Source organism: Kitasatospora sp. NPDC023120 (genome assembly GCF_055560835.1).
In genome coordinates, this window is record NZ_JBVHHY010000001.1 from 1 (window position 1) to 24,661 (window position 24,661).

Consider the following 24,661-nt stretch of genomic DNA (forward strand, 5'->3'; position numbering starts at 1 on the left):
CACCAGAGCTCATACGGCTCGGGCGATAGCAGTGCTCACCTGCTGGCGGCTACGGACCGTAGTCTCCCTCACGGCCCGACGAGTCCCATTAGGCGTGGGCGCCCGCCGGGGTCGGCCGCTCGCCGCCGTCCGCGAACGCGCCCAGGATGAAGCCCTCGTCCACCTGGGTCGCCAGGTCGATGCCGACCTTGGCGTTCGCCCAACTCTCCGCGTTGCGGCGGTGGAAGAGCACGGCCTGCTCGGTGTACCGGCGTGCGTCCCGTCGTCCGTACGCTGCGTCCGCCTCGGCCCGCAGCTGCTCCAGTACGCCCCGGTTGGCGGGCTCCAGGGACTTCAGCGGCGGCTCGGCGCCCTGCTCCAGGCGGCGCACCCAGTCCGACTGCCCGAAGGTGGTGAGCAGGTCGTCGCCGACCTCGCGGCGCAGGAACGCCAGGTCGTCCGGGCTCTGCACCTTGTTGCCGACCACCCTCAGCTGCACGCCGAAGTCGCGGGCGTAGTCCCGGTACTGGCGGTAGACGGAGACGCCCTTGCGGGTCGGCTCGGCCACCAGGAAGGTCAGGTCGAAGCGGGTGAACAGGCCGGAGGCGAAGGAGTCCGAGCCCGCCGTCATGTCGGTGACCAAGTACTCGTCGGGGCCGTCCAGCAGGTGGTTGAGCAGCAGCTCCACCGCGCCGACCTTGGAGTGGTAGCAGGCCACCCCGAGGTCCTCCTCGGTGAACGCACCGGTCGCCAGCAGTCGGACCGAGCCCTCGTCCAGTGCGATCGGACGCGCGCAGGCGGCGTAGACCGGGTTCTCCTCGACGATCCGCAGCAGCCGCGAACCGCGGCCCGGCGGCGTGGTCTTGATCATCTCCTCGGCCGAGCGGATCAGCGGGTTGCCGCCGCGCAGGTACTCCTTGATCTCCGGCAGGTGCCCGCCCAGCGAGGGCAGCTCGGCGGCCTGGGCGTCCGTCAACCCCAGGGCGGGGCCCAGGTGCTGGTTGATGTCGGCGTCCACGGCGATGACCGGCCGGCCGGCGGCGGCCAGGTGGCGGATGAACAGTGCGGACAGCGTGGTCTTCCCGCTGCCGCCCTTGCCGACGAAGGCGATCTTCATCTGGGGACTCCGGCTCTCGCTCAGGGCCCTCGCTCCGGGCCCGCCTGCCCAGGGGTCGCGTGCGACGGGGGCGCCCCTAGTTGGAAATCGTTATCGTCTCCGATAGCGGCCATGCTAGCGGGGGTTTCGGCCGCGCCGGTGGAGGGAAGTGAGGATTGCCTCTAACGGGTGATGCGGGGTTGCTGTTCCGGGAGGGGCGGCCGGTTCATTACTCTCGGGTAGGTGAGCACTGGAACAGATCCCCTCGCCCCGCTGGCCCAGCTCCCCGGGGTGCCCGACGCGGTGGCCGAGGTGCGCAAGGCCGTCGACCGGCTCTACGGCCACCGGGTGATGCGCCGCCGCGCGGCCGAGGTCACCTCCGAGTCCGCCCTGCGCGGCGCCCGCGCCTCGGCTGCCCTGGCCGGAGCCGACTGGCCGCTGGAGGAGGTCCGCCGCCGCACCGACTTCGGCGCGGACGACCAGGCCCGCACGGTCGGCGCGGCCCTGCGGATCGCCGCCGAGGCCGGCCAGCTGCTCAGCATCTGGCGGCACTCGCCGCTGCAGGTGCTGGCCCGGCTGCACCTGCTCGCGGTCGGCGACGGCGACCCGGCCGCCGGGCGCCCGCGCCGGACGGGGGAGGACGCCGAGGCGCTCTTCCCGCTGGAGCTGGAGCCCGTGGAGAGCGTCGAGGTCGACGCCGTGGACGGGCCGCTGCCCGAGCTGCCTCCCGCCCCGGGCGCGGAGGAGGTCGCGGCCCGGCTCGACCAGCTCTCCCGGCTGTTGGTGGCGCGCGCGGAGGGCCAGGGCGTGGGCACGCCGGCCCTCGTGGTGGCCTCGGTGGTGCACGGGGAGCTGCTCGCGCTGCGGCCGTTCGGCTCGTACAACGGCGTGATCGCCCGGGCCGCCCAGCGGATCGTGCTGATCGCCGAGGGCCTCGACCCGAAGGCGATCTGCCCGGCCGAGGTGGGGCTGGCGGAGCTCGGCACCGCCACCTACCGCCGGGCCCTCGCGGGCTACCTGGCGGGCACGCCCGAGGGGATGGCGGCCTGGATCGCGCACTGCGGCGCGGCGTTGCGGCTCGGCGTGCGCGAGAGCACGGCGGTCTGCGAGGCGATGCAGCGCGGAATGGCCTGAGCGGCGGGCCCGGACGCGCGGAAGGGCCCCGCGAAGGGGCCCGAAAACACGGAGATGCGGCGGCACCTGATCCTGCTGGGTGCCGCCGCTGGTACGGATACCGGGTGACCATGCATGCACCGGAAGTGCCGATCAGACGGGGATCCTGCCCGTTCGTCTGGTCCGGCGGCCCGACAGCGGGTCGGCTGCATGTGGGTGCTCGGATATCTGTACACGCGGTCCGTGGGGCCTGAACTGCGTTGTCGGTTTGACCTCTTCGGTCCTGACCGGGTCTCGCGGGCCGTGCTTCATTTGTATCGCGTTTCGGGCGAAAGGGGAACCCGAAACGAGAAGTCTGTGCCGATTGCCCCTTTTGTCCAGAAGCAGGCCCGACGCGGGGTTCCGGACCCGGACCCGGACCCTCAGGCGAGGGGGCGCCGTCGCCGGGCCAGGTACCAGATCACCCCGGCGGTGACGACGGCCGTCCCGACCGCCACCGCGGTCAGCACCGAACCGCTCGGAGCGGAGAACTCCGGCAGCCGCCGCCGCAGTTCCACCGGCTTGTCGAAGACCAGGACCGGCCACTCCCGGGCCTGCGCCTCCTTGCGCAGCGCGCGGTCGGGGTTGACGGCCGAGGGATGGCCGACCGCCTCCAGCAGCGGCAGGTCGGTCGAGGAGTCGCTGTAGGCGTAGGACGCGGCCAGGTCGTAGCCCTCGGTCGCGGCCAACTCCCGGATGGCGGCGGCCTTGTTCTCGGCGTAGGCGTAGTACTCGATCTCGCCGGTGTAGCAGCCGTCCTCGACGTGGAGCCGGGTGGCGATCACGTGGTCGGCGCCGAGCAGCGCGCCGATCGGCTCGACCACCTCGGAGCCGGAGCTGCTCACGATCACCACGTCCCGGCCGGCCGCGTGGTGCTGTTCGATCAGCGAGGCGGCCTCGTCGTAGATGATCGGGTCGATCAGGTTGTGCAGGGTCTCGGCGACGATCTCGCGGACCTGCTGGACGTTCCAGCCCCGGGTGAGCGCGGAGAGGTACTGGCGCATCTTCTCCATCTGGTCGTGGTCCGCGCCGCCGACCAGGAAGACGAACTGGGCGTACGCACTGCGCAGTACGGCCCGACGGTTGATCAGGCCGCCCTGGTAGAAGGGGCGACTGAAGGCCAGCGCGCTCGATTTGGCGATGATGGTCTTGTCGAGGTCGAAGAAGGCAGCCGTGCGCAGTGCGCCCGACCGGGGGAGGGCGGGTGCGTGGAGCTCTTCGGGCCCGGTGGTGTCGCCCTGGGACTCGTCGGCGTGGTCGTCGGCGTTCTCGGTGGTGTCCACGGGAACCGAGGATAGAGGGAGCCACAAAACACCCCGCCATTCGGTGTACTCGTGGGCGTGCGGGTTTGTGTTTCTGGCCGCTCGGGTACACCATGGAAGTCACGGATCGTTCGCGACCGTGCTAACCCGGTCCGGCTCCTCCCCCCCGAGTCGGGCTGTGGATAGACGACCCCCGCTCTCCCCCCCGGCGGGGGTCGTCGCACGTCCGGGGCCATTTTCAGGCCTTGAAGGCCCTCCGTGGCGCATGGCCCGCCCGCCGCGCCGGCGGTGTGCAGGGGGTGTCGGCAGCTTGGGCCCTCGATCATCTTTGGTCACTCTGCGTTGCTGTTTGCTCCTGGCTGTCGAGAAACGAACGGCTGGTTCCGATCGTCGGCGCGGGGCCGCTCGGAAGGGGTGCCGGAAGGCGGTCGGGAAGCCTTCGAGAGATCGGCCGATCACGCTGCGATGGACCACCGGTTCATCTCCGTGACCCCCTTTCGTCAATTCTTCGCCGATTAGCCCCCCGCCCGGGTGAACGTTTTCATCCACAGCCCACGAGTTATCCACAGGCAATCGGAACGTGGATGACGGAATCCAGATCTCCCCCCACCGTGATGGTCGGCGGCGGTCGCCGGGCAGGGCTCGTCCCCCTTCCTCTTCCCGAGGTCTGTCGGGCGGCCGTCCGTCGGAACCGTCCGACGTGCGCCCCGGCCGCCCTGGCCGACGGCGCGGAGGGGAGACCACCATGTCGACGCCGATCGCCGACCACGTCACCGCCGAGGGCCCCGGCGCCGCCGGGCCGCTCGTCGTCACCGAGGACGAGGGCCTGGCCGAGCACCTGCTGCGGCTCTGCGCGGCGGCGGGCACCGAACCGAGGCTGGTCCGGGGCGCGCCGCCGACGCGGGAGCTCTGGGACGGGGCCTCGCTGGTCCTGGTCGGGGACGACCAGGCCGTCCGCTGCTCCGAGTTGGGCCGGCGCGGCGGGGTGCTGCTGCTCGGCCTGGACCTCGACGACCCCGGAGTGTGGGTCAGAGCCGTCCGGCTCGGTGCCGAGCACGTGCTGTTCCTGCCCGACGCCGAAGCCTGGCTGCTCGACCGGATCGCCGACGCGGCCGAGGGCGGCGGACCCCCGGCGGTCACCGTCGCGGTGCTCGGCGGCCGGGGCGGGGCCGGGGCCTCGACCCTGGCCTGCGCCCTGGCGGTCACGTCCGCGCGGACGGGTCGGCGGACCATGCTCATCGACGGCGATCCGCTGGGCGGGGGCCTCGACGTCCTGCTCGGCGGCGAACTGGCCCGCGGGCTGCGCTGGCCCGACCTGGCCGGCTCGCGCGGGCGGGTCAGCGGGGCCGAGCTGGCCCGGGCGCTGCCGGCGCTCAAACGGCTCTCCGCCCTGGCCTGCCTGTCCTGGGACCGCGGCGACACCCTGACGGTGCCGCCAGAGGCCATGCGCAGCGTGCTGGCCGCCTCCCGGCGGCGCGGCGGGCTGGTGGTGGTCGACGTGCCCCGCCACCTCGACGCGGCAGCCGGGCAGGCGCTGGAACAGTCCGACCTGGCACTGCTGGTGGTGCCGGCCGAGCTGCGCGCGGTGGCCGCCGCCGACCGGGTCGCGGCGGCGGCCCGGATGCGGCTCGGCGACGTGCGGGCCGTGGTGCGGCCGGTACGGGCCGGCGGGCTCCCGGCCCACCGGATCGCCCGCGGGCTGCGGCTGCCACTGGCAGGGGAGTTGGAGCCGGAGCCGGGCCTGGCCCAGGACGTCGACAAGGGCATCCCGCCCGGGATCCGGGAGAGCGGCCCGCTCGCGCGCTTCAGCGCGACCTTCCTGAACGAGGTACTGCCGCCGGTGTCGGCGGTCGGAGGAGGTGTGTACTGATGGTCCGTCTGCGCAGAACGGGGCTTCGGGGCGCGGAGCCCGGCCCGGGCACCGGTACGCGGGAGCACCGGAAGCTCCGGAGCGTGCCGCCGCCCGGCGGACCGCCGCAGGCCGAGCACGAGCCCTGCCCGTACGGCCGGACGGCCCGCGAACAGCGGGCGGCGGCCCTGGTGGACGCCGTACGGCTGCGGCTGGCCGAGTCGGGGGCGGCCCCGACGGCGGGCTCGGTCGCGGCCGCGCTGCGGGCCACCCGCCCACCGCTCGGCGGGGACGAGGTCCTGGACACCGTGCGCTCGCTGCGCGCCGAACTGGTGGGTGCGGGCCCGCTGGACCGGCTGCTGGCGGCGCCCAACGTCACGGACGTCCTGGTGAACGGTCCGGACGAGGTGTGGGTCGACCGTGGCGGCGGTCTGCACCGGGCCACCGGAGTCCGGTTCGCCGACGCCGAGGCGGTGCGGCGGCTGGCCCACCGGCTGGCCACCGCGGCCGGGCGGCGGCTGGACGACGCCCGTCCCTGGGTGGACGCCCGACTGCCGGACGGCACCCGGCTGCACGCCGTGCTGCCCCCGATCGCGGCCGGCTGCACGCACATCTCGCTGCGGGTCTGCCGGCCCCGGCCGTTCACGCTCGACGAGCTGGTCGCGGGCGGGGCGCTGCCGCCGGAGGGCGCCGACCTGCTGGCCGGCATCGTCCGGGCACGGCTGTCGCTGCTCGTCTCCGGTGGGACGGGCTCGGGCAAGACCACGCTGCTCGCGGCGTTGCTCGGGCTGGTCGGGCCGCAGGAGCGGATCGTGGTCGCCGAGGACTCCGCCGAACTGCGGCCCGCCCATCCTCACGTGGTCCGGCTGCAGAGCCGCCCGCCCAACCAGGAAGGGCTGGGCGAGTTCACCCTCCGGGACCTCGTCCGCCAGGCGCTGCGGATGCGCCCGGACCGGTTGGTGATCGGCGAGGTGCGCGGGGCCGAGGTGTCGGACCTGCTGGCCGCGCTGAACACCGGGCACGAGGGCGGCTGCGGCACCGTCCACGCCAACACGGCGGCGGACGTGCCGGTCCGGCTGGAGGCCCTGGGCTCGCTCGCCGGGCTCGACCGTCCGGCGCTGCACAGCCAACTGCGGGCCGCGCTCGAGGTGGTGGTGCACCTGGTCCGGGATCCGGGCTCGGGTCGGCGCCGGGTGGCGGAGATCCACACGCTGTCCGGGGACCGCGACGGGCTGGCCGTGACCACCCCCGCGGTGGCCTTCCCGGAGACGGGCGGCCTGGTCCACGGAGCGGGCTGGGAGCGGCTGGTCGGGCTGCTGGCGGCGCGCGGGGTGGTGCTCGGCGCGGGGCCCGGGTCCGGGTCCGGACCTGCGGGGCCGTCGTGACGGCGGCGGTGCCGGGGGTCGCGTCGGCGGCCGCGCTGGCGGGCGGGCCGACGGGCGTGTGGCTGCGGGCGGTGGAGCTCGCCTTCGCGCTGCTCCTCGGCGGGTGTGCCACGGGCGCCCTGGCGCTGCTCGGGGTCTGGAAGAGGAAGGAGTGATGGCGGATGGCAGCGGAGGTCGACAACGTGACGCAGAGTCAGTTCGCGCTCTGCTGGGTGGCGGTGCTCTGCCTGGTGGCCGTCGCCGGGTGGCGGGCGCTGCAGGAGCAGCTGCCGGGTGGGCGGCGCTCCAGGCTGCTGCTCGCGGGTAGCGGGCCTCCCGTGCGGTGGCCGGTCCGGGAGCGGGCGCTGCGGGATCGGGCGGAGCAGGGTCGGGCGGTGTGGGATCGGGGGCAGCGGGGCCGGATCCGGCTGCCGGAGGTGCTGACGCCCGAACTGCTGGTCCTGCCGGTGGGGTTGGCCGCCGGGCAGGTCACCGCCTCGCCGGTTCCGGTGCTCGCGGCGGCCCTGGCCGTCCTGCCGCTGCGCCGGTGGCGGTTGCGGCGGTGCCTGGCAGCGGAGGCCCGGCAGCGGGCCGCCGCCGTGGTGGAGCTCTGTGCCGGGCTGGCCGGGGAGTTGCGTGGCGGGGCGACGCCGGAGCAGGCACTGCACCTGGTCACGATCCGGCTCGCCGCGGACCCGGACGGGCGGCGCAGGCTCGGTGAGGAGCCGGTGGCGCGGCTCGCGGCGGGCCGCTACGGCGGGGACGTACCCGCCGCCTTCCACCTGCTCGCCGAACTGCCGGGCGGGAGCGGGGCGGCGGCGATCGCGGCCTGTTGGCGGGTCGCCGCCGACAGCGGGGCGGGGCTGGCCGCCGCGCTGGACCGGGTGGCGGAGGCGCTGCGCGGCGAGCGGGCGCTGGCCGAGGAGATCGCCGGGGAGCTGGCCGGACCGCGGACGACGATCGCCGTCCTGGCCGCGCTGCCGGGCGCCGGGCTGCTCCTCGGTGGGGCGCTCGGGGCCCGTCCACTGGCCGTCCTGCTCCACACGCCCGCCGGGCTGGGCTGCCTGGCGGCAGGGGCGGCTCTGGAGGGGCTGGGTGTGCTCTGGACGGCGCGCATCGTCCGTTCGGCGGCCAGGGGCGCGCTGGAACCCGCTGGAGGCCGTCCTCGAACCCCCGTCCGCGGGGAGCCGCCCGCTCTCCGGGCGGTCGGTCGGGGCTGCGGGCTGTCGCGGCGGAGGACGCTCGGCGTGCGGGCGGAGGTCGGGTGATGCGGGGCGTCGAGTGGGCGGCGGTCGGACTGCCGGTCGTGGCGGCCGCCGCGGTGCGGGCACGGGCGTTGGTACGTGGCCGGGCGAGGCGCCGGCGGGCCTTCGCCGAGGTCCGTGGGCGAGCGGAGACCCGGAAGCGGGCGGGGCCGACGGGCCCGGGCATCGGGAGACGACGGCAGGCGGCCACGGCGGTCGGCGCCGGGCTCGCGGTGGCACTGTTGCTCGGTGGCGGCACCGGGCTGGTCGCCGGGGTGCTGGCGGCGGTGGGCGTCCGCCGGTGGTCGGCCAGGGCGCGATCGCCGGCGGAACGCCGGGCAGCCCTGGAGGAGGAGCTACTGACCAGGCAACTCCCGCTGAGCGCCGAACTGTTGGCAGCCTGCCTCGGTGCGGCGGCGCTGCCCTCCGAGGCGGTCTCCGCGGTGGGCCGGAGCGTGGGCGCGCCGATGGGGCCACGGCTGACGGCGATCGGAGCCGAACTGGCCCTCGGCGCACCGCCCGAGCTGTGCTGGAGCCGACTGGGGGAGCGGCACCCGTCGCTGGCGCCGCTGGCGGACTGCCTGGTGCGGACGAGCCTCGGCGGAACGCCGGTCGCGGGCCCGCTGGTCGGGCTGGCCCAGGGGCAGCGGACGGCGGCCGCCCGCGCGGCCCACATCAGGGTCCGCCGAGCCGCGGTGCTCGCCACGGCGCCGCTGGGGCTCTGCTTCCTCCCGGCCTTCGTCCTGATCGGCGTGGTGCCGGTGGTCATCGGCCTCACCAGCGGTTTCGCGCAGGCGATGTGACCGGCAGTCGGAACTGTCGAAGTGCGGACATCGAGAGACAGGAGAGATCCATGAACGCAGTGATCGCGATCAGGCCCGCCGACGGGCGCCCGCTCCGGCGGCTGCTCGGGGCGTGGCGGCGGAGGAGCCGCTGGGCGGCCTGCCGGGCACGAGGGGCGGCCCGTCGCCGGGGTCGGTCGGACGCCGGGATGACCACGGCCGAGTACGCGGTCGGGACCTTGGGCGCGTGCGCCCTCGCGGCCGGGCTGTACAAGGTGGTGACCAGCGAGGCCATCACCGGCGCGCTGACCGACATGCTCCAACGGGCGCTCCATGCGGCGTAGGGCCCGGTCGCCACGGCTGGGCAGGCGCGGTGACGGCGGTTTCGTCACGGCGGAGACGGCGGTGGTCCTGCCGGCGCTCGTCCTGCTCGCGGCGATGCTGATCTGGGGTGTGCTCGCGGCGGCCGCGCAGATCCGCTGCGTGGACGCCGCCCGGGTCGGTGCGAGGGCGGCCGCGCGCGGGGAGGCGGACGCCGTCGACCTCGCCCGCGCCGCGGCCCCGCCGGGCGCGCGGGTCCGGGTGGACCTGGCGGCCGACACGGTGCGGGTGGACGTGGACGCACCGTGTGCGGCACCGGGCAGGCTCGGTGGTCTGCTCGCGGTACGGGTCGGCGCGGCGGCCGTGGCGGCACGGGAGGACGTGCTCGTGGGAGTCGCGGAAGGAGGCGACAGCGCATGGCCGAGCTGACCGGCCGGACCGGCACGGTCGTCCGCACCGGGCTGCGGACGGCGGCGGAGCGGGTGCTCCGGGCCCGGACGGGACCAGGGTCTGCCCGGCGACAGACCCTGGCGGCCGCGGCCGGCGGGCGAGGGTCGGACGCCGGCTCGGCGACGGTCTGGCTGCTCGCCCTGGCGATGCTGGGCACGGCGGTGTTCGCCGCGACGATCGCGGTCGGCGCGGTGGTGGCCGCCCGTCACCGGGCCGAGTCGGCAGCCGACCTCGCGGCCCTCGCGGCGGCGGACCGGCTGCTGCTGGACCCGGACGGCGGCTGCGGCCGGGCTGCGGGGATCGTCGCCGCACAGGGCGCCGGACTGGTCTCCTGCGCGGTGGACCGGTCGGCGGACGCCGTCGAGGTGGTGGCCGAGGTGAGGGTCGGCGGGCTCCCGCTGCGCCTGCCGGTCGGTCCGGCGCGGGCGAGGGCCCGGGCCGGCCCCGCCCGTGCCCCGGTCACCGCCGCCGAGGACGGCCTCGGCAGCGCCCCGAGCGGTGCGGCGGCGTCATGAACCGGCGGCTTCTCCATCCGTCGCATCGCCGTCGGCTGCCGCCCCGGCGCCCGGCGCTCCGGAGTCTGCCGCCCCGGCGCCCGGCGCTCCGGAGTCTGCCGCCCCGGCGCCCGGCGCTCCGGCGCCCGGCGCTCCGGCGAGCAGGACGTCCAGGAGCCGGACGGCCGCCGCCTTGTCCAGCGGGTCGTTCCCGTTGCCGCACTTGGGTGACTGGACGCAGGACGGGCAGCCGCGCTCGCACTCGCAGGCGGCGATCGCCGAGCGCGTGGCCGTCAGCCACTCGACCGCCCGCTGGAAGCCGCGTTCGGCGAAGCCGGCCCCGCCCGGGTGGCCGTCGTAGACGAACACGGTCGGCAGCCCGGTGTCCGGGTGCAGCGGGACGGAGACGCCGCCGATGTCCCACCGGTCGCAGGTGGCGAACAGCGGCAGCAGGCCGATCGAGGCGTGCTCGGCGGCGTGGGCGGCGCCGGGCAGCTGGTCGGGCGGGATGTCCGCGTCGAGCAGCTGGTCCTCGGTGACGGTCCACCAGACCGCTCGGGTGCGCAGTGTGCGGGGCGGCAGGTCCAGCTTGGTCTCGCCCATGATCTCCCCGGTGGAGATCCGCTTCCGGAGGTAGCCGACCACCTGGTTGACCACCTCCACCGAGCCGAAGGTGAGCCGGCCCTCGCCCCAGTCCACGGTGGTGGCGGTGTCGAGTACGGAGACGGAGGTGATGTCGCGGGCGGCCGTGGTGTAGGGCGGATCGGCCGGTTCGACCAGGGCGACCGAGCTCTCCAGGTCGAGCTCCCGGACCAGGTAGGTGCGGCCCTGGTGGAGGTGGACGGCCCCGGTGTGGACGCTGCTGTGCGAGGCGGCGGCGTCCACCGTGCCGAGCAGGCGGCCGGTGTCGGCCTCGACGATCTGGACCGGGCTGCCGCCGCTGCCGCGCAGGTCCACGGCGTCCGCCGCCCTTTCTCGGCGGGTCCAGTACCAGCCGTCGCCGCGCCGCCGCAGCAGGCCGCGCCGTTCCAGGACGGGCAGCAGCGGTGCGGTGGAGGGCCCGAACAGCTCCAGGTCGGCGTCGGTGAGCGGGAGTTCGGCGGCGGCGGCGCACAGGTGCGGGGCGAGCACGTGCGGGTTGTCGGGGTCGAGCACGGTGGCCTCGACGGGCGCCGCGAACAGCGCCTCGGGGTGGTGCACCAGGTAGGTGTCCAGCGGGTCGTCCCGGGCGATCAGGACGGCCAGCGCGCCCTGGGCCTCGCGGCCCGCCCGGCCCGCCTGCTGCCAGAGCGAGGCCCGGGTGCCCGGGTAGCCGGCCATCAGGACGGCGTCGAGGCCGGAGATGTCGACGCCGAGTTCGAGGGCGGAGGTGGAGGCGAGGCCGAGCAGTCGGCCGGTGTGCAGGGCGCGTTCCAGGGCCCGGCGTTCGTCGGCCAGGTAGCCGCCGCGGTAGGCGGCGACCCGGTCGGCGAGCGGTCGGGGGAGCTGGTCCTGGGTCTGGAGGGCGACGAGCTCGGCCGCGCGGCGGGAGCGGACGAAGACGACGGTGCGGGTCTCCCGCTCGACCAGGTCGGTGAGCAGGTGCGCCGCCTCGGCGGTGGCGGTGCGGCGGACGGGTGCGCCGTGCTCGCCGACGTTCTCGGTCAGCGGCGGTTCCCAGAGGCCGAAGACCATCGGCCCGCGCGGCGAGGCGTCCTCGGTGACGGCCACCGAGGGCAGGCCGGTGAGGCGTTCGGCGGTCGTGGCCGGGTCGGCGGTGGTGGCGGAGGCCAGCAGAAAGGTGGGTGAGGAACCGTAGCGGGCGCAGACGCGGCGCAGGCGGCGCAGCACCTGGGCGACGTGCGAGCCGAACACGCCCCGGTAGCTGTGGCACTCGTCGACGACCACGTAGCGCAGGGCCTTGAGGAAGGAGGACCAGCGGGCGTGTCCGGGCAGGATGCCCCGGTGCAGCATGTCCGGGTTGGTGAGCACGTAGGAGGCGTACTGGCGGACCCACTCGCGCTCCTCGGGCGGGGTGTCGCCGTCGTACAGGGCGGCGCGGACCCTCGGCGGGGCGAGTTCGGCGGCCCGGCGGCGCTGGTCGGCGGCGAGGGCCTTGGTCGGTGCCAGGTAGAGCGCGGTGGCGCCACGGCCGTTGCGGGCCTCGGTGCCGTCCAGCAGGTCGCTGAGCACCGGGGCCAGGTAGCCCAGCGACTTGCCCGAGGCGGTGCCTGTGGCGATCACCACAGTCTGACCGGTTTTCGCCAGGTTCATCGCTTCTGCCTGGTGCGCCCAGGGCAGTTCCACCCCGACCGCGAGCGCCGCGGCCACGATCTCCGGACGGATCGACCCGGGCCACGGTGAATAACGTGCAGGCCGGGCGGGAAGGTGCTCCGTATGGGTGAGCCGGTCGGACCGTCCCCGGACCGTGGTCAGGGTCGTGAGCAGTGCCTCGGGCGGGCTGTGTCGGGGCGGCATGAGGACCCAGTGTGTCACCGGCGTGACGGAGAATCGTCGTAAGCCATCGTGCGGGCATGGTCGCAGGTGGTTGAATGTGGCCGTGACGGCCGTACGGCCGTGGGTCGCAGCGCTGAGGCTTGCCACGCGTTGGCTGGGCGCGCCCGGGCTCGCGACCATGCGGTGGCGGCCGTCCCGGCCGAGGATCGCACATGACGTAGCAAGGCAAGGTGCTGGAGGTTCCGTGGACCTGTCCCTGTCGACCCGTTCAGTCGGCGACCGCACGGTCGTCGAGGTTGGCGGCGAGATCGATGTGTACACCGCCCCGAAGCTGCGGGAGCAGCTGGTCGAGCTCGTCAACGACGGCAAGTACCACCTCGTCGTCGACATGGAAGGCGTCGACTTCCTCGACTCGACCGGCCTGGGTGTGCTGGTGGGCGGTCTGAAGCGGGTGCGCGCCCACGAGGGCTCGCTGCGCCTCGTCTGCAACCAGGAGCGCATCCTGAAGATCTTCCGCATCACCGGCCTGACCAAGGTCTTCCCGATCCACACCTCGGTGGACGACGCGGTCAACGCGACCGACTGACGCGGCCGGGCCGGTCCTCGTGGCCGGCCCGCCCCGTTTCCTCGCGTCCGGAGTGCCTGGGCCCGTGCGGCCCGGCACGTCCCGGCCGCCTCTGGGCCGGTCCCGCCGGCCCGCAGGGGCCGTACTTCCGGCCCCGGTCGGAGCACCCCGAGGGGGAGAGATGGCAACCGTCGAACTTCGATTCAGCGCGCTTCCCGAGCACGTGCGGACGGCCCGGTTGGTCGCCGCGGCCGTCGCCAGACGGGCCGGGGTCGACGAGTCGGTGCTCGACGAGGTACGGCTCGCGGTCGGTGAGGCGTGCTCCCGCGCGGTGGGCCTGCACCAGCGGGGCGGCATCGGCGGCACGGTCAGGGTCGCGCTGACCGATCAGGAGAAGCGTTTCCTCATCGAGGTCGAGGACGAGGCCGGCCCCACCGCCGTCCCGGCCTCCGGCGCCGCCGAGGGCGGCGAGCCGGACGACGACACCCTGGGCCTCGCCGTGATCACCGGCCTGGTCGAGGACCTGGAGGTCACCAACGGCTCGGACGGTGGCCTGATCCGGATGAGCTGGCCGGTCTCGGTCGCCTCCGTCGCGGTCTGAGCGGACCGAACGACCCGGACGACCCGGACGGACCGAACGACCCGAGCGGATGCGCGAGCCGGGTCTGAGCGACCCGAGTCACCACGTCCGCGCGCGAACCGGGCGGCCCGGGCAGCCCGGAGCGGTCCGATCCGCGGGCATGCGTTGACAAACTGTTGAGCGTGGCGGTTCGCTGCTTCCGGCACGACCGGGTCCGATCACTGATCGGACCTCGTCGCGAAAGAGGAAGTCCATGCGGATCCGCATTCTGTGGCCGGCCGGGCAGGCGACCGCCACGCTGACGGCCACCCCCACCGCCGAGAAGCTCTGGGCCGAGCTGCCGATCAGCTCGTCGGCGAGCACCTGGGGCGAGGAGGTCTACTTCGGCACGCCCGTCAGCGTGCCGCGCGAGGACGGTGCCCGACAGGTCGTGGAGCCGGGCACGGTCGCCTACTGGACCGACGGCGACAGCCTCGCGCTGCCGTACGGGCCCACGCCGATCTCGCGCGACGGCGAGTGCCGGCTGGCCAGTCCCTGCAACATCCTGGGCGCGCTGGACGGGGACGCCGCGGTGCTGCGCACCGTCCGGCCGGGCGATCCCATCCGGGTCGAGCGGGCCTGAACCGCACCCGGGGGCGGGAAGTCCCGGGGAAGCGCCGGGGGAAGTCCAGCCGTGGGAAGTCCCGGGCGGGAACCGGGAACCGGAGGGCGGACACCGGCCGTGTAGGTTCGACGACCGATGACGACCGAACCGAAAGGCTCCTCCCGGTGAACAAGCGACTGCTGGCCGTACCCGCCCTCGGCGTGCTGCTGGCGTTCGGCGCCGTCGGCTGCGGCGGCGACGACAACAGCAAGCAGCTGGAGTCCTGGGCGTCGAACGTCTGCGGCGCCGCCAAGGACCCGATCGCCCAGGCCCAGGCCGCGCTCGCCGACACCGGCCAGGTGAAGACCGGCGAGGCCCCGGCCGACCTGCAGAAGCGGCTCTCCACCGACATCGGGCGGCTGGCCAAGACCAACCAGGACATCGCGGCCGCCATCGATGCGGCCGGTGCGCCCAAGGTGCAGGACGGCGCGGCCCTGCAGAAGGACACCGTCGACGAGCTGAAGAAGGCGGCCGACGGCTACCAGGACGTCCAGAAGAAGCTGGACGCGCTGCCCAACACCGACCAGGCGAAGTTCGCCGACGGGCTGCGCAGCGTCGCCGACCAGGTGCAGCAGCTGGCCTCGCTCTCCACCCAGGCGCAGGCGAAGCTGCAGCGCGGCGAACTCGGCGCCGCGATGGCCAAGCAGGGAGGTTGCAAGCCGTCGCCGACCACCGCCCCGACCGGGGGTGCGAGCACGGGCGCGACCCCGGGTGTGAGCGGCACCCCGGCGCCCGCCGGTGCGGGGGCGACCCCGGCCCCCGGCATGACCGGCACCCCGGGCGCCCCCGCCACCACCCCCGCGCCCGGCGCGACCGACACCGCGAGCCCCGCCGCCGGCGCCACCACGCCGTCCGCACCGGCCGCCACCACCCCGGCTCCGGCCGCGAGCTGATCGGGGCCGGACGCGGGGTCGGACGCGGGGCGGGCCTGCAGGCGAAGGGCGTCAGGCGTCAAGAGGGGGAGACGGAGCAGGAGCGCAGCCGGGGTCGTTCGCAAGAACGGCACCGGCTGCGGTGTGCCGTGGACCGGCGGTGGGGGGCGTACGACCAGCGTGCAGAGGCCTGACGGGGCGCGCGGATGGGCTCGGGCTCCCGATGGGGTGTGCCCGGCGACCGGTCCGGACGCCGGGCCCGACAACGGGCGGTGGGGGGCCGACGGGGATCGACGAGGGACAATGGCGGGGTGATCAGTAGCCCCGTTCTCGACCCGACCCGCCTCGCCAAGCTGCGCGAGGCGCTGCTCGCCGCCTCGTTCACCGCCGACGGGTGCCTGGACCTGCTCGGGCCCACCGGCTATTCGGCGCTGGCCCGCAGCGAGGCGGTTCCGGCGCTGCGCGCGACGCGCGGCGGCAGTCCGCTGGAGACGCTGGTGCGGCTGTTCCTGCTGCAGCAGCCGGTGCCGTACCAGGCGGCCGCCGCCGCGCTGCCGGTGGAGGACTGTCTGGCGGACGGCTGGCTGCGCCCCGACGGGGACCTGGTGCGCGCCACCGTGGACGTCCGCCCGTACGCCAACGAGGTGGCCGGGATGCCCAGTTCGGACGCCTGGGTGGTCTCCGACCTGGGCTGTGCGGTGGGCGGCGCGGGCGGCATCGGCTCCGGCGAGACCGCGCACGGGGTGGCCCGCAAGGACCTGGTGCTGGGCGTCGGCGGCGCCTCCACCACGCTGGCCAACATCACCGTGCGCCGCCCGGTCCGGGCCGCGCTGGACCTCGGCGCGGGCTCCGGGGTGCAGGCGCTGCACGCGGCCCGACACGCCGGCACCGTCACCGCCACCGACCTGAACCCCCGCGCGCTGCGCTTCACCGAGCTGACCCTGGCGCTGTCCGGTTTCGACCGCATCGAGGTGCTCCCCGGCAGTCTCTTCGAGCCGGTCGGGGAGCGGAAGTTCGACCTGATCGTCTCCAACCCGCCGTTCGTCATCTCGCCGGCCGGCCGGTTCACCTACCGCGACGGCGGCATGGCCGGGGACGACCTGTGCCGCAGCCTGGTCCGCTCGGCCGCCGACCACCTGGAGCCCGGCGGCTACTGCCAGCTGCTCGCCAACTGGCAGCACGTCAAGGGCGAGGACTGGCACGAGCGGCTGGCCGGCTGGGTCGCGGGCACGGGTCTGGACGCCTGGGTCGTCCAGCGCGAGGTCCAGGACGTGGCCCAGTACGCCGAGTTGTGGCTGCGCGACGGCGGCGACCACCGCGGTCCCGGCGGCGACTACCAGGCCCGCTACGGCGAGTGGCTGGACGCCTTCGAGGCGGGACGGGTCGAGGGCATCGGCATGGGGTGGATCACCCTGCGGGCGAGCGGCGCCGAGCGCCCGACCGTCCGGGTCGAGGAGTGGCCGCACCCGGTGGAGCAGCCGCTCGGCCCGCACATCGAGGCCTGGTTCGACCGGCAGGACTTCCTGCGCTCGCACGACGACGCGGGCCTGCTCGCGGCCCGCTACGTGCTGGCGGACGAGGTGGTCCAGGAGCAGGTCGGCTCGCCCGGCGCGGAGGACCCCGAGCACGTGATCCTGCGTCACAACCGCGGCATGCGGCGGGCCACCAAGGTGGACACGGTGGGCGCCGGCTTCGTCGGCGTCTGCGACGGGACGCTGTCGGCGGGCGAGATCGTGGACGCGATCGCGCAGCTGCTCGGCGAGGACCGGGTGGTCCTGCGGGACCGGGTGCCGGAGTCGCTGCGGCTGCTGACCGAGCAGGGGTTCATCGACCCGGTCCGCTGACGGCCTGGCCCGCCGTGCCCGGTCCTGAAGGCCCGGTCCGTTGCTCCTGGTCGGGCCCGGTCCGCTGAGCCCGTCCGGTTCACCCTCCCGTACCCCCTGGTTCGTCCGGTGGTCTCCGAACGGCTGCCCCCCGTTGGCCCTCCGCTGTGAGGCTCTGTCCACAGGCTGTGGACAGAGCCGGGGAGTCGGGGCGGGGGCAGGGTGGAGACGACGACGGCGACGGTGGGCGGGCTGGTGCTCGCCATCTTCGGTGGCGTGCTGCTGCTCTGGAGCGCCGCCGAAGTGCGCCTTCGCCACCGGGTGCGCCGACGGGGGGTGTCGGCGGTGGCCACGGTGGTCGCCGAGGACGACGCGCACGGCCGGCTGGACAGCGCGCCGCTGCTCTCCTTCTCGGTGCCGCCCTCGGTCGGCGGCTCCGGCGCGTGCGGGATAGCGGGGCTCGTGCTCGCCCGTCCGCGCGGGCACACCCCGCTGCGCCGTCCGGACCGTTTCGCGCCCGGGGTGTCGGTGCGGATCTGCTACGACCCGCAGCGTCCGGGCCGGGTGGTGCTGGCGGCCGGGGAGATCAGCCGGGCGGCCGTCGCGGACCTGCTGTGGAGCGCCCTCGGGGCGGCCTGCCTGGCTGCGGGCGCCGGACTCCTGGCCACGGTCGTCGGCTGAGCGGCCCGCCCGGGCCCACGCACACGCCCGGGCCCACGCACACGCCCGGGCCCACGCACACGCCCGGGCCCACCCCCAGGCCCACGCACACGCCCGGGCCCACCCCCAGGCCCACGCGCACCCGCGGGCACGACCCCGAGCGCACCCCCTGCGGGCCCCGCCGGTCCGTCGATTTTCCGTTGACAGATCTTGAAATCCGTCATTCCATCCTCCGGAACCTGCCGAAGGCCCCCCTCCACGGGGCGCGAACCTCCGTCATCGGGTTACCGTTCGAGTGGCGTCGGTGAGCCCGGCAAGTGAAAACGCGGGATCCGTCCGTTTGACAAGGGTGGCCGGGGTACGGTCACACTCCGCTGGTGGGGTGTCGTGAAGCGGCGACCCCGGGACGGTGGAGGGGTCGGGCGGAGCGCAGCCCGTGCTGCCGCGCCGACCAGCCACATAAGGACCGGGAGAGAAGAGCGAAGGTGTCCCCGAGCAGCGAGACCGCGCACGGACAGCGACTCGTCATTGTCGAGTCGCCGGCCAAGGCGAAGACGATCAAGGGCTACCTGGGCCCCGGCTACATCGTCGAGGCGAGCGTCGGGCACATCCGCGACCTCCCCAGCACCGCCGCCGAGGTGCCGGACAAGTACACCGGCGAGGTGCGCCGCCTCGGGGTGGACGTCGACCACGACTTCGCGCCCATCTACGTGGTCAACGCGGACAAGAAGTCCCAGGTCAGCAAGTTGAAGTCGCTGCTCGCGGAGTCCGACGAGCTCTTCCTCGCCACCGATGAGGACCGCGAGGGCGAGGCCATCGCGTGGCACCTGCAGCAGGTGCTCAAGCCCAAGGTGCCGGTGCACCGGATGGTGTTCCACGAGATCACCAAGTCGGCGATCCAGGAGGCCGTGGCCAACCCGCGCGAGCTCAACCAGCGCCTGGTCGACGCCCAGGAGACCCGCCGCATCCTCGACCGCCTCTACGGCTTCGAGGTCTCGCCGGTGCTGTGGAAGAAGGTCATGCCGAAGCTGTCAGCGGGCCGCGTGCAGTCCGTCGCCACCCGGCTGGTGGTCGAGCGCGAACGCGAGCGGATGGCGTTCCGCACCGCCTCGTACTGGGACCTGGTCGGCACCTTCGGCACCGGCCGCACCCCGGCCGACGCCGCCAACCCGGAGACCTTCGGTGCCCGGCTCGCCTCGGTCGACGGCAAGCGGATCGCCAGCGGCCGCGACTTCGGCTCGGACGGGCGGCTGAAGGCCGGCAGCGCCAACACCCTGCACCTGGACGAGCAGGCCGCCCGGCAGCTGGCCGCCGCCCTGGAGCAGACCGCTTTCAGCGTCCGCAGCGTCGAGTCCAAGCCCTACCGCCGCTCGCCGTACGCGCCGTTCCGCACCACCACGCTCCAGCAGGAGGCCAGCCGCAAGCTGGGCTTCGGCGCCAAGCGGACCATGCAGGTGGCCCAGAAGCTGTACGAGAACGGCTTCATCACCTATATGCGCACCGACTCCACCACGCTGTCGGACACCGCGATCGCCGCCGCCCGCGCCCAGGTCACCCAGCTGTACGGCGCCGACTACCTGCCGGATGCCCCGCGCACCTACGCCAGCAAGGTCAAGAACGCGCAGGAGGCGCACGAGGCCGTCCGCCCCTCCGGCGACCGCTTCCGCACCCCCGCCGAGACCGGCCTGACCGGCGACGACTTCAAGCTGTACGAACTGATCTGGATGCGCACCGTCGCCTCCCAGATGAAGGACGCGGTCGGCCAGTCCGTGACCGTCCGGGTCGGCGGCGCCTCCGCCGACGGCCGGGACGTCGAGTTCTCCGCCTCCGGCAAGATCATCACCTTCCACGGCTTCCTCAAGGCCTACGTCGAGGGCGCCGACGACCCGAACGCCGAGCTCGACGACCGCGAGCGCCGGCTGCCGCAGGTCGCCCAGGGCGACCCGCTGGGCGCCGAGCGGATCACCCCGGAGGGCCACGCCACCAAGCCGCCGGCCCGCTACACCGAGGCCTCGCTGGTCAAGGAGCTGGAGGACCGGGAGATCGGCCGCCCCTCCACCTACGCGTCGATCATCGACACGATCATCCAGCGCCGGTACGTGTTCAAGAAGGGGACGGCACTCGTCCCGTCCTTCCTCTCCTTCGCTGTGGTCAACCTGCTGGAGAAGCACTTCGGCCGACTGGTCGACTACGACTTCACCGCCAAGATGGAGGACGACCTCGACCGGATCGCCGCCGGTGAGGCGCAGTCCGTGCCGTGGCTGAAGCGCTTCTACTTCGGTGAGGGCGAGGGCCACGCCACGGGCGGCGCCGCCGAGGCCGGCAACGGCGACGGCGACCACCTGGGCGGCCTGAAGGAGCTCGTCACCGACCTCGGCGCGATCGACGCCCGGGAGATCAGCTCGTTCCGGATCAGTGACGACCTCACCCTGCGGGTCGGCCGCTACGGTCCGTACGTCGAGCGCGCCTCCGCCGTCGAGGGCGAGCCCGGCCAGCGCGCCGACATCCCGGACGACCTGCCGCCGGACGAGCTCACCGTCGAGCTGGCCGAGGAGCTGCTGGCCAAGCCCAGCGGCGACTTCGAGCTCGGCCCGGACCCGGTCAGCGGCAACATGCTGGTGGCCAAGGACGGCCGCTACGGCCCGTACGTGACCGAGATCCTGCCGGAGGGCACGCCCAAGACCGGCAAGAACGCGGTCAAGCCGCGCACCGCCTCCCTCTTCAAGACGATGTCGCTGGACACCGTCACCCTGGAGGACGCGCTGCGGCTGCTCTCGCTGCCGCGCGTGGTCGGCACCGACGCCGAGGGCGCGGAGATCACCGCGCAGAATGGCCGCTACGGCCCGTACCTCAAGCGCGGCACCGACTCCCGCTCGCTCACCAGCGAGGACCAGCTCTTCACGATCACCCTCGACGAGGCGCTGGCGATCTACGCCCAGCCCAAGCAGCGCGGCCGGGCCGCCGCCGCCCCGCCGCTCAAGGAGCTGGGCACCGACCCGGTCAGCGAGCGCCCCGTGGTGGTCAAGGACGGCCGCTTCGGCCCGTACGTGACAGACGGCGAGACCAACGCCACGCTCCGCAAGGACGACGACGTCGAGACCATCACGCCGGAGCGCGGCTACGAGCTGCTCGCCGAGAAGCGGGCGCGCGGGCCGGTGAAGAAGGCGGCGAAGAAGGCCCCCGCCAAGAAGACGGCGGCCAAGAAGACGACGACGGCCAAGACCGCGGCCACCAAGACCGCGGCCGCGAAGAAGACCGCCGCCAAGAAGACCACCACCACCAAGACGGCGGCGGCGAAGAAGACGGCGGCCAAGAAGACCGCCGCGAGCAAGACCACGGCCACCGACGAGGGCTGATCCTCCGGCAGTGGCAGCGGGTCCGCACTCCCCGTCCGGGGGTGCGGGCCCGCCGTCCGTCCGGGGGCGGGCGGTCGTCGGTGCGGCCGGCGGTCGGGGATGTGCGGGGTACGTCACAACCCGGTGATGAGCGGGATCCGGAAGCCCGTTCGCCACAATCCGGCCAAGCCCAGCCCGCTACGCTGACCGTATGACGAGCGAGGAGCAGCCCACCCCCAGTGCCGCGCCGGCCGCCAGAGCCGCCATGCCGGACCTGCCCGAGGTCGCGCCCGCCGGAACCCCGGCAGACCGGGCCCGGGCGCTGCTGCGGACCCGTGCCTACCGGCGCCTGTGGACCACCCGGCTGATCGGCGGCACCGCCGACCGGCTCGGCCTGCTGGTGCTGCTCGCGCTCACCGTGATCGCCGCCGCCCAGGGCGGGCAGTTCGGCGACCTGCCGCGCAGCCTCGCCTTCGCCCTCGCCGCGGTCCTCGCCGTCCGGGTGGTGTCCACCGGCCTGGTCGGCGTGGCGCTGCTCGGCCCGGTGCACCAGCTGGTCGCGGGCAGGCTGGACCGGCGCTGGACGATGTTCGGCGCCGACGCGCTGCGCGCCCTGCTGATCGGCCTCGCCCCCTGGTGGAGCGTCTGGCTGGGCTCCGGCCCGAAGCCCTCCGGGGCCGCCACCTACGTCCTGCTCGCCACCGTGTTCGTCACCGGTGCCGCGGAGCGGGTCTGGGGCATCGCCGAGGCCGCCGCCGTCCCCGGCCTGCTGCCGCCGGCCAACCCCTACGCGCCGCTCGCCGAGCAGCGGCCCGCCGCCGCCCACCTGGAGACCGTCCGGGCGGTCGACCGCTTCACCGGCTGGGTCACCGTGCCGCTGGCGGCCGTCGGCCTGGTCGGCTTCACCCTGCTCAACAACATCGGCGCGGCGCTCGGCTCGGACTGGCTCCGCGCCCACCAGCTCACCTTCGCGGCGCTCGGCACGGCCGGGCTGTTCGCCGCCTCCGCGATCCGCGGCTACCTCCGGCAGCTGCCCGGCGGCCCGGTGGCCGTCGCCCCGACCTCCCCGCTGCAGGGCCTGCGCGCCCCGACCGACGCGGCCCCCGGTCCCGCGCTGGGCAAGGGCCGCACCGGCAGCGCCCCGTACTTCACCTTCGCCGTCGCGGCCGCCTTCGCCTCGATGGCCGGCGTCGCCGCGCTCGCGCTGCTCACCGCCGCCGAGCACCGGGCCGGGCCGATCGGCTACGGCCTGCTCGTGCTCGCCGCCACCGCGGCGCCCGCCCTCGGCGCCCGGCTCACCCGGGCCACGCTGCCCTCGCTCTCCCGCCGCCGACTGCTCGCGCTGGCGCTGCTCACCCAGGGCGTCGCGCTGATCCTGGCCGGGCTGGTGCTGGACTTCGTGCTCGTCCTGCTGCTCACCGTGCTGGCCGCGCTGGCCGCCGGGATCGTCGTCTCGGCAGGGCGCACCCTGCTCGCCCAGGAGGTCGAGGAGGCCCGGCTGCCGAAGGTCACCGAGCACCTGTTCGCGGTGCTGCGGACGGTGGTCGCCGCCGCGCTGGTCGTCGTCCCGCTGATCGCCGCCGCCTACGGGGACGTCGAGTACGGCACCGTCCGGCCCGGCTCCTTCACCTTCATCCACGGCGGCGCGGCCCTGGCCGTCGCCACCGCGGGGCTGCTCACGCTGGTGCTCGCCGCCGTCGTGCTGCTGCGCACCGACGACCGGCGCGGCACCGTGCCGTTCGGCCGGGACCTGGTGGACGCGGTGCGCGGCGCCACCGGCCCGGTACCGCACCGCGGCACGGGCACCGGCTTCTTCATCGCCCTCGAGGGCGGCGACGGCGCCGGCAAGTCCACCCAGGCCCAGGCGCTCGCCGAGTGGATCCGCGGCAAGGGGCACGAGGTCGTGCTCACCCGCGAGCCCGGCGGCAGCCCGGTCGGCCAGCGGCTGCGCGGCCTCGTCCTGGACGTCGGCAACACCGGCCTGTCGCACCGCGCCGAGGCGCTGATCTACGCCGCCGACCGTGCGGAGCACGTCGAGAACGTCATCCGCCCGGCCCTCGCCCGCGGCGCCGTGGTGATCACCGACCGGTACATGGACTCCTCCATCGCCTACCAGGGCGCCGGGCGCGACCTGGCCGCGACCGAGGTCGCCCGGATCTCCCGCTGGGCCACCGGCGGGCTGCTGCCCGACCTGACCGTCGTCCTGGACGTCGACCCCACCCGGGCCCGGGAGCGCTTCACCGAGGCGCTGGACCGGCTGGAGTCCGAGCCCACCGAGTTCCACCAGCGGGTCCGGGCCGGCTTCCTCGCCCTCGCGGCCGCCGACCCGGCGCGCTACCTGGTCGTGGACGGCAGCCAGGCCCCCGGCTTCGTCACCACCGCCATCCGACACCGGCTCGACCGCGAGCTGCCGCTCTCCGAGCAGGAGAAGGCCGCCCGCGCCGAGCAGGAGCGCCTCGCCCGCGAGGAGGCCGAGCGCCGCGCCGCCGAGGAGGCCCGCAAGAAGGCCGAGGAGGAGGCCGCCGAGCGCAAGCGGCAGGAGGTGCTGGCCCAGCTGCGCGCCGAGCAGGCGGAGAAGGAGCGGCTGGCCAAGGAGGAGGCCGAGCGGGCCGCCGCCGAGGCCCGGCGCAAGGCCGAGGAGGAGGCGCGCCGCCGCGCGGAGGAGGAGGCGAAGCGCCGCGCCGAGGAAGAGGCCAAGCTGCGCGCCGCCGAGGAGGCGCGGCTGGCGGCCGAGGCCGCCGAGCGCAAGCGGATCGCCGAGGAGGCGGCCGCCCAGGCGGAGCTGCAGCGGCAGCGCGAGCTCGCCCGCGAGGAGCAGCGGCGTCGGGCGGAGGAGGCGCTGCAGCGGGCCGAGGAGGCCCGGCTGGCGCAGGCCGCCGCGCTGGCGGCCGCGGCTGCGGCCGCCGAGACGGCGGAGGACCGGGCGGCCGGGCGGCCGGGGTCGGCGGACGGGGACGCCGTGACCACGCAGCTGCGGGCGGTCCGGGAGGCTCCGAAGGACGCTCCGGGACAGGACGCTCCGGGTGGGGATGTCCCGCGTCGGGACGCTCGGCCTGGTTCGGCGGACGGGCTCGGGGACGAGGCGACCCGCGAGCTGTCGCTGCGGGACCGGCAGGCCGCCGTCCGGGCGGCTGATTCCGCCGAGGCGCGCACGGCGGCCGGAGCCGCCGGGGCGGTCGACGCCACCGCCAAGCTGCCGGTGGTTCCGGCTGCCGCGGTGGACGAGACGGCCGTGCTGCCGAGGATCCCGGCGGAGGCCGACCGGACCGAGGTGCTGCCGCGGGTCGAGCCTGCCCGTCCGGTGGACGGAACGCGCGAGCTGCCGGTGGTCGGCGGGGCGCCCGCCGCGCAGCCGAAGCGGCAGCCGGCCGTGCCGCCGGTTCAGCCCCCGGTTCGGCCCCAGTCCCAGCCCCAGCCCCAGTCCCAGGCCCAGCCCCCGCAGGAGCAGCCGACCGTCGAGCGGTCGCGGCCGGAGTGGGCCGAGGAGACGCCGCTGGACGACCTGCCGAGCCTCACCGACACCCTGCTCGGCTCGCACGACGAGTGGGCGCGCTGGGAGCACGGTGGCAACCAGGGGCAGGGCGGCCCGCAGCGCGGTGCCGACCCGCGCGGTGGTGACGACCGGGTCACCGACGGCAAGGACGACGGCAAGGGCGACGGCAAGGGCGGCGGCAAGGACGACGGCAAGGGCGACGGCAAGGGCAAGGGCCGCCGCTGGGGCCGCCGCAGCTGACCGGACACGGCACGGGCGGCG

General features: G+C 75.0%; 20 protein-coding genes. 17 read left to right on the forward strand and 3 right to left on the reverse strand.

The window, feature by feature from the left end; genetic code table 11:
- Positions 1-88 precede the first annotated feature (88 nt).
- Positions 89-1,096, reverse strand: a complete 1,008-nt coding sequence (locus ACZ3TI_RS00005) for an ATP-binding protein (RefSeq protein WP_465721602.1) — start codon at positions 1,094-1,096, stop codon at positions 89-91.
- A 222-nt stretch (positions 1,097-1,318) separates the two neighbouring features.
- On the opposite strand from ACZ3TI_RS00005, the gene ACZ3TI_RS00010 reads away from it, so the two are divergent.
- The gene (locus ACZ3TI_RS00010) at positions 1,319-2,209 is read left to right on the forward strand and encodes a Fic family protein (RefSeq protein WP_465721605.1); all 891 of its coding nucleotides are present in this window, start codon (positions 1,319-1,321) and stop codon (positions 2,207-2,209) included.
- Positions 2,210-2,610: 401 nt separating this feature from the next.
- On the opposite strand, the gene ACZ3TI_RS00015 is transcribed toward ACZ3TI_RS00010, so the two are convergent.
- Entirely contained in the window at positions 2,611-3,408 is a 798-nt protein-coding gene (locus tag ACZ3TI_RS00015) for an HAD family hydrolase (protein ID WP_465722486.1), read from the reverse strand.
- Positions 3,409-4,234: 826 nt separating this feature from the next.
- Between ACZ3TI_RS00015 and ssd the strand changes: the two genes are divergently transcribed.
- The 8 genes from ssd to ACZ3TI_RS00055 all read left to right on the forward strand — a co-directional run bounded on the left by ssd (position 4,235) and on the right by ACZ3TI_RS00055 (position 10,014).
- Positions 4,235-5,359 carry a septum site-determining protein Ssd gene (ssd, locus tag ACZ3TI_RS00020; protein WP_465721610.1) on the forward strand — a complete coding sequence of 375 codons (1,125 nt, stop codon included), beginning with the start codon at positions 4,235-4,237 and terminating at the stop codon, positions 5,357-5,359.
- Between the two features lie 83 nt (positions 5,360-5,442).
- Positions 5,443-6,723, forward strand: coding sequence for a TadA family conjugal transfer-associated ATPase (locus ACZ3TI_RS00025; RefSeq protein WP_465721615.1), 1,281 nt, complete (start codon positions 5,443-5,445; stop codon positions 6,721-6,723).
- Positions 6,720-6,878, forward strand: a complete 159-nt coding sequence (locus tag ACZ3TI_RS00030; protein ID WP_465721616.1) for a hypothetical protein — start codon at positions 6,720-6,722, stop codon at positions 6,876-6,878. The genes ACZ3TI_RS00025 and ACZ3TI_RS00030 overlap by 4 nt, the downstream gene beginning before the upstream one ends.
- Before the next feature lie 6 nt (positions 6,879-6,884).
- Positions 6,885-7,970 (forward strand): type II secretion system F family protein, encoded by a 1,086-nt coding sequence (locus tag ACZ3TI_RS00035; RefSeq protein WP_465721618.1) that lies wholly within the window; start codon positions 6,885-6,887, stop codon positions 7,968-7,970.
- Positions 7,970-8,749 carry a type II secretion system F family protein gene (locus tag ACZ3TI_RS00040; RefSeq protein WP_465721620.1) on the forward strand — a complete coding sequence of 260 codons (780 nt, stop codon included), beginning with the start codon at positions 7,970-7,972 and terminating at the stop codon, positions 8,747-8,749. Before ACZ3TI_RS00035 ends, ACZ3TI_RS00040 begins: the two co-directional genes overlap by 1 nt.
- Before the next feature lie 50 nt (positions 8,750-8,799).
- Positions 8,800-9,072 carry a DUF4244 domain-containing protein gene (locus ACZ3TI_RS00045; RefSeq protein ID WP_465721622.1) on the forward strand — a complete coding sequence of 91 codons (273 nt, stop codon included), beginning with the start codon at positions 8,800-8,802 and terminating at the stop codon, positions 9,070-9,072.
- Entirely contained in the window at positions 9,062-9,478 is a 417-nt protein-coding gene (locus ACZ3TI_RS00050; protein WP_465721624.1) for a TadE family type IV pilus minor pilin, read from the forward strand. Before ACZ3TI_RS00045 ends, ACZ3TI_RS00050 begins: the two co-directional genes overlap by 11 nt.
- Positions 9,466-10,014, forward strand: coding sequence for an Rv3654c family TadE-like protein (locus ACZ3TI_RS00055; protein ID WP_465721626.1), 549 nt, complete (start codon positions 9,466-9,468; stop codon positions 10,012-10,014). Before ACZ3TI_RS00050 ends, ACZ3TI_RS00055 begins: the two co-directional genes overlap by 13 nt.
- On the opposite strand, the gene ACZ3TI_RS00060 is transcribed toward ACZ3TI_RS00055, so the two are convergent.
- Positions 10,009-12,450, reverse strand: coding sequence for a DEAD/DEAH box helicase (locus tag ACZ3TI_RS00060; RefSeq protein ID WP_465721628.1), 2,442 nt, complete (start codon positions 12,448-12,450; stop codon positions 10,009-10,011). The genes ACZ3TI_RS00055 and ACZ3TI_RS00060 overlap by 6 nt on opposite strands.
- A 223-nt stretch (positions 12,451-12,673) precedes the next feature.
- On the opposite strand from ACZ3TI_RS00060, the gene bldG reads away from it, so the two are divergent.
- The 8 genes from bldG (at position 12,674) to tmk (ending at position 24,640) form a co-directional block, all read left to right on the forward strand.
- Complete coding sequence (gene bldG, locus ACZ3TI_RS00065) at positions 12,674-13,015, forward strand: anti-sigma factor antagonist BldG (RefSeq protein WP_049659132.1); 342 nt, start codon at positions 12,674-12,676, stop codon at positions 13,013-13,015.
- Between the two features lie 160 nt (positions 13,016-13,175).
- Entirely contained in the window at positions 13,176-13,595 is a 420-nt protein-coding gene (locus ACZ3TI_RS00070) for an ATP-binding protein (protein ID WP_465721630.1), read from the forward strand.
- A gap of 232 nt (positions 13,596-13,827) precedes the next feature.
- Positions 13,828-14,196: a cyclophilin-like fold protein gene (locus ACZ3TI_RS00075; protein WP_465721632.1), complete on the forward strand. Its 369-nt coding sequence runs from the start codon at positions 13,828-13,830 to the stop codon at positions 14,194-14,196.
- A gap of 146 nt (positions 14,197-14,342) precedes the next feature.
- On the forward strand, positions 14,343-15,110 hold the full coding sequence (locus ACZ3TI_RS00080) for a hypothetical protein (protein ID WP_465721634.1): 768 nt from the start codon (positions 14,343-14,345) through the stop codon (positions 15,108-15,110).
- Between the two features lie 290 nt (positions 15,111-15,400).
- Entirely contained in the window at positions 15,401-16,933 is a 1,533-nt protein-coding gene (locus tag ACZ3TI_RS00085) for a DUF7059 domain-containing protein (RefSeq protein ID WP_465721636.1), read from the forward strand.
- Positions 16,934-17,134: 201 nt separating this feature from the next.
- Positions 17,135-17,593, forward strand: coding sequence for a hypothetical protein (locus ACZ3TI_RS00090; protein WP_465721638.1), 459 nt, complete (start codon positions 17,135-17,137; stop codon positions 17,591-17,593).
- A 464-nt stretch (positions 17,594-18,057) separates the two neighbouring features.
- On the forward strand, positions 18,058-20,928 hold the full coding sequence (topA, locus tag ACZ3TI_RS00095) for a type I DNA topoisomerase (RefSeq protein ID WP_465721640.1): 2,871 nt from the start codon (positions 18,058-18,060) through the stop codon (positions 20,926-20,928).
- Between the two features lie 190 nt (positions 20,929-21,118).
- Entirely contained in the window at positions 21,119-24,640 is a 3,522-nt protein-coding gene (gene tmk / locus ACZ3TI_RS00100; protein WP_465721642.1) for a dTMP kinase, read from the forward strand.
- The last annotated feature ends 21 nt before the right edge of the window (positions 24,641-24,661 follow it).

Excerpts from the sequence above, each read along its gene's own strand:
- ACZ3TI_RS00005 (WP_465721602.1), bottom strand. The coding sequence starts at position 1,096 with ATGAAGATCGCCTTCGTCGGCAAGGGCGGCAGCGGGAAGACCACGCTG.
- ssd (WP_465721610.1), top strand. The coding sequence starts at position 4,235 with ATGTCGACGCCGATCGCCGACCACGTCACCGCCGAGGGCCCCGGCGCC.
- ACZ3TI_RS00035 (WP_465721618.1), top strand. The coding sequence starts at position 6,885 with ATGGCAGCGGAGGTCGACAACGTGACGCAGAGTCAGTTCGCGCTCTGC.
- ACZ3TI_RS00040 (WP_465721620.1), top strand. The coding sequence starts at position 7,970 with ATGCGGGGCGTCGAGTGGGCGGCGGTCGGACTGCCGGTCGTGGCGGCC.
- ACZ3TI_RS00045 (WP_465721622.1), top strand. The coding sequence starts at position 8,800 with ATGAACGCAGTGATCGCGATCAGGCCCGCCGACGGGCGCCCGCTCCGG.
- ACZ3TI_RS00050 (WP_465721624.1), top strand. The coding sequence starts at position 9,062 with ATGCGGCGTAGGGCCCGGTCGCCACGGCTGGGCAGGCGCGGTGACGGC.
- ACZ3TI_RS00055 (WP_465721626.1), top strand. The coding sequence starts at position 9,466 with ATGGCCGAGCTGACCGGCCGGACCGGCACGGTCGTCCGCACCGGGCTG.
- ACZ3TI_RS00060 (WP_465721628.1), bottom strand. The coding sequence starts at position 12,450 with ATGCCGCCCCGACACAGCCCGCCCGAGGCACTGCTCACGACCCTGACC.
- ACZ3TI_RS00070 (WP_465721630.1), top strand. The coding sequence starts at position 13,176 with ATGGCAACCGTCGAACTTCGATTCAGCGCGCTTCCCGAGCACGTGCGG.
- ACZ3TI_RS00075 (WP_465721632.1), top strand. The coding sequence starts at position 13,828 with ATGCGGATCCGCATTCTGTGGCCGGCCGGGCAGGCGACCGCCACGCTG.
- tmk (WP_465721642.1), top strand. The coding sequence starts at position 21,119 with ATGACGAGCGAGGAGCAGCCCACCCCCAGTGCCGCGCCGGCCGCCAGA.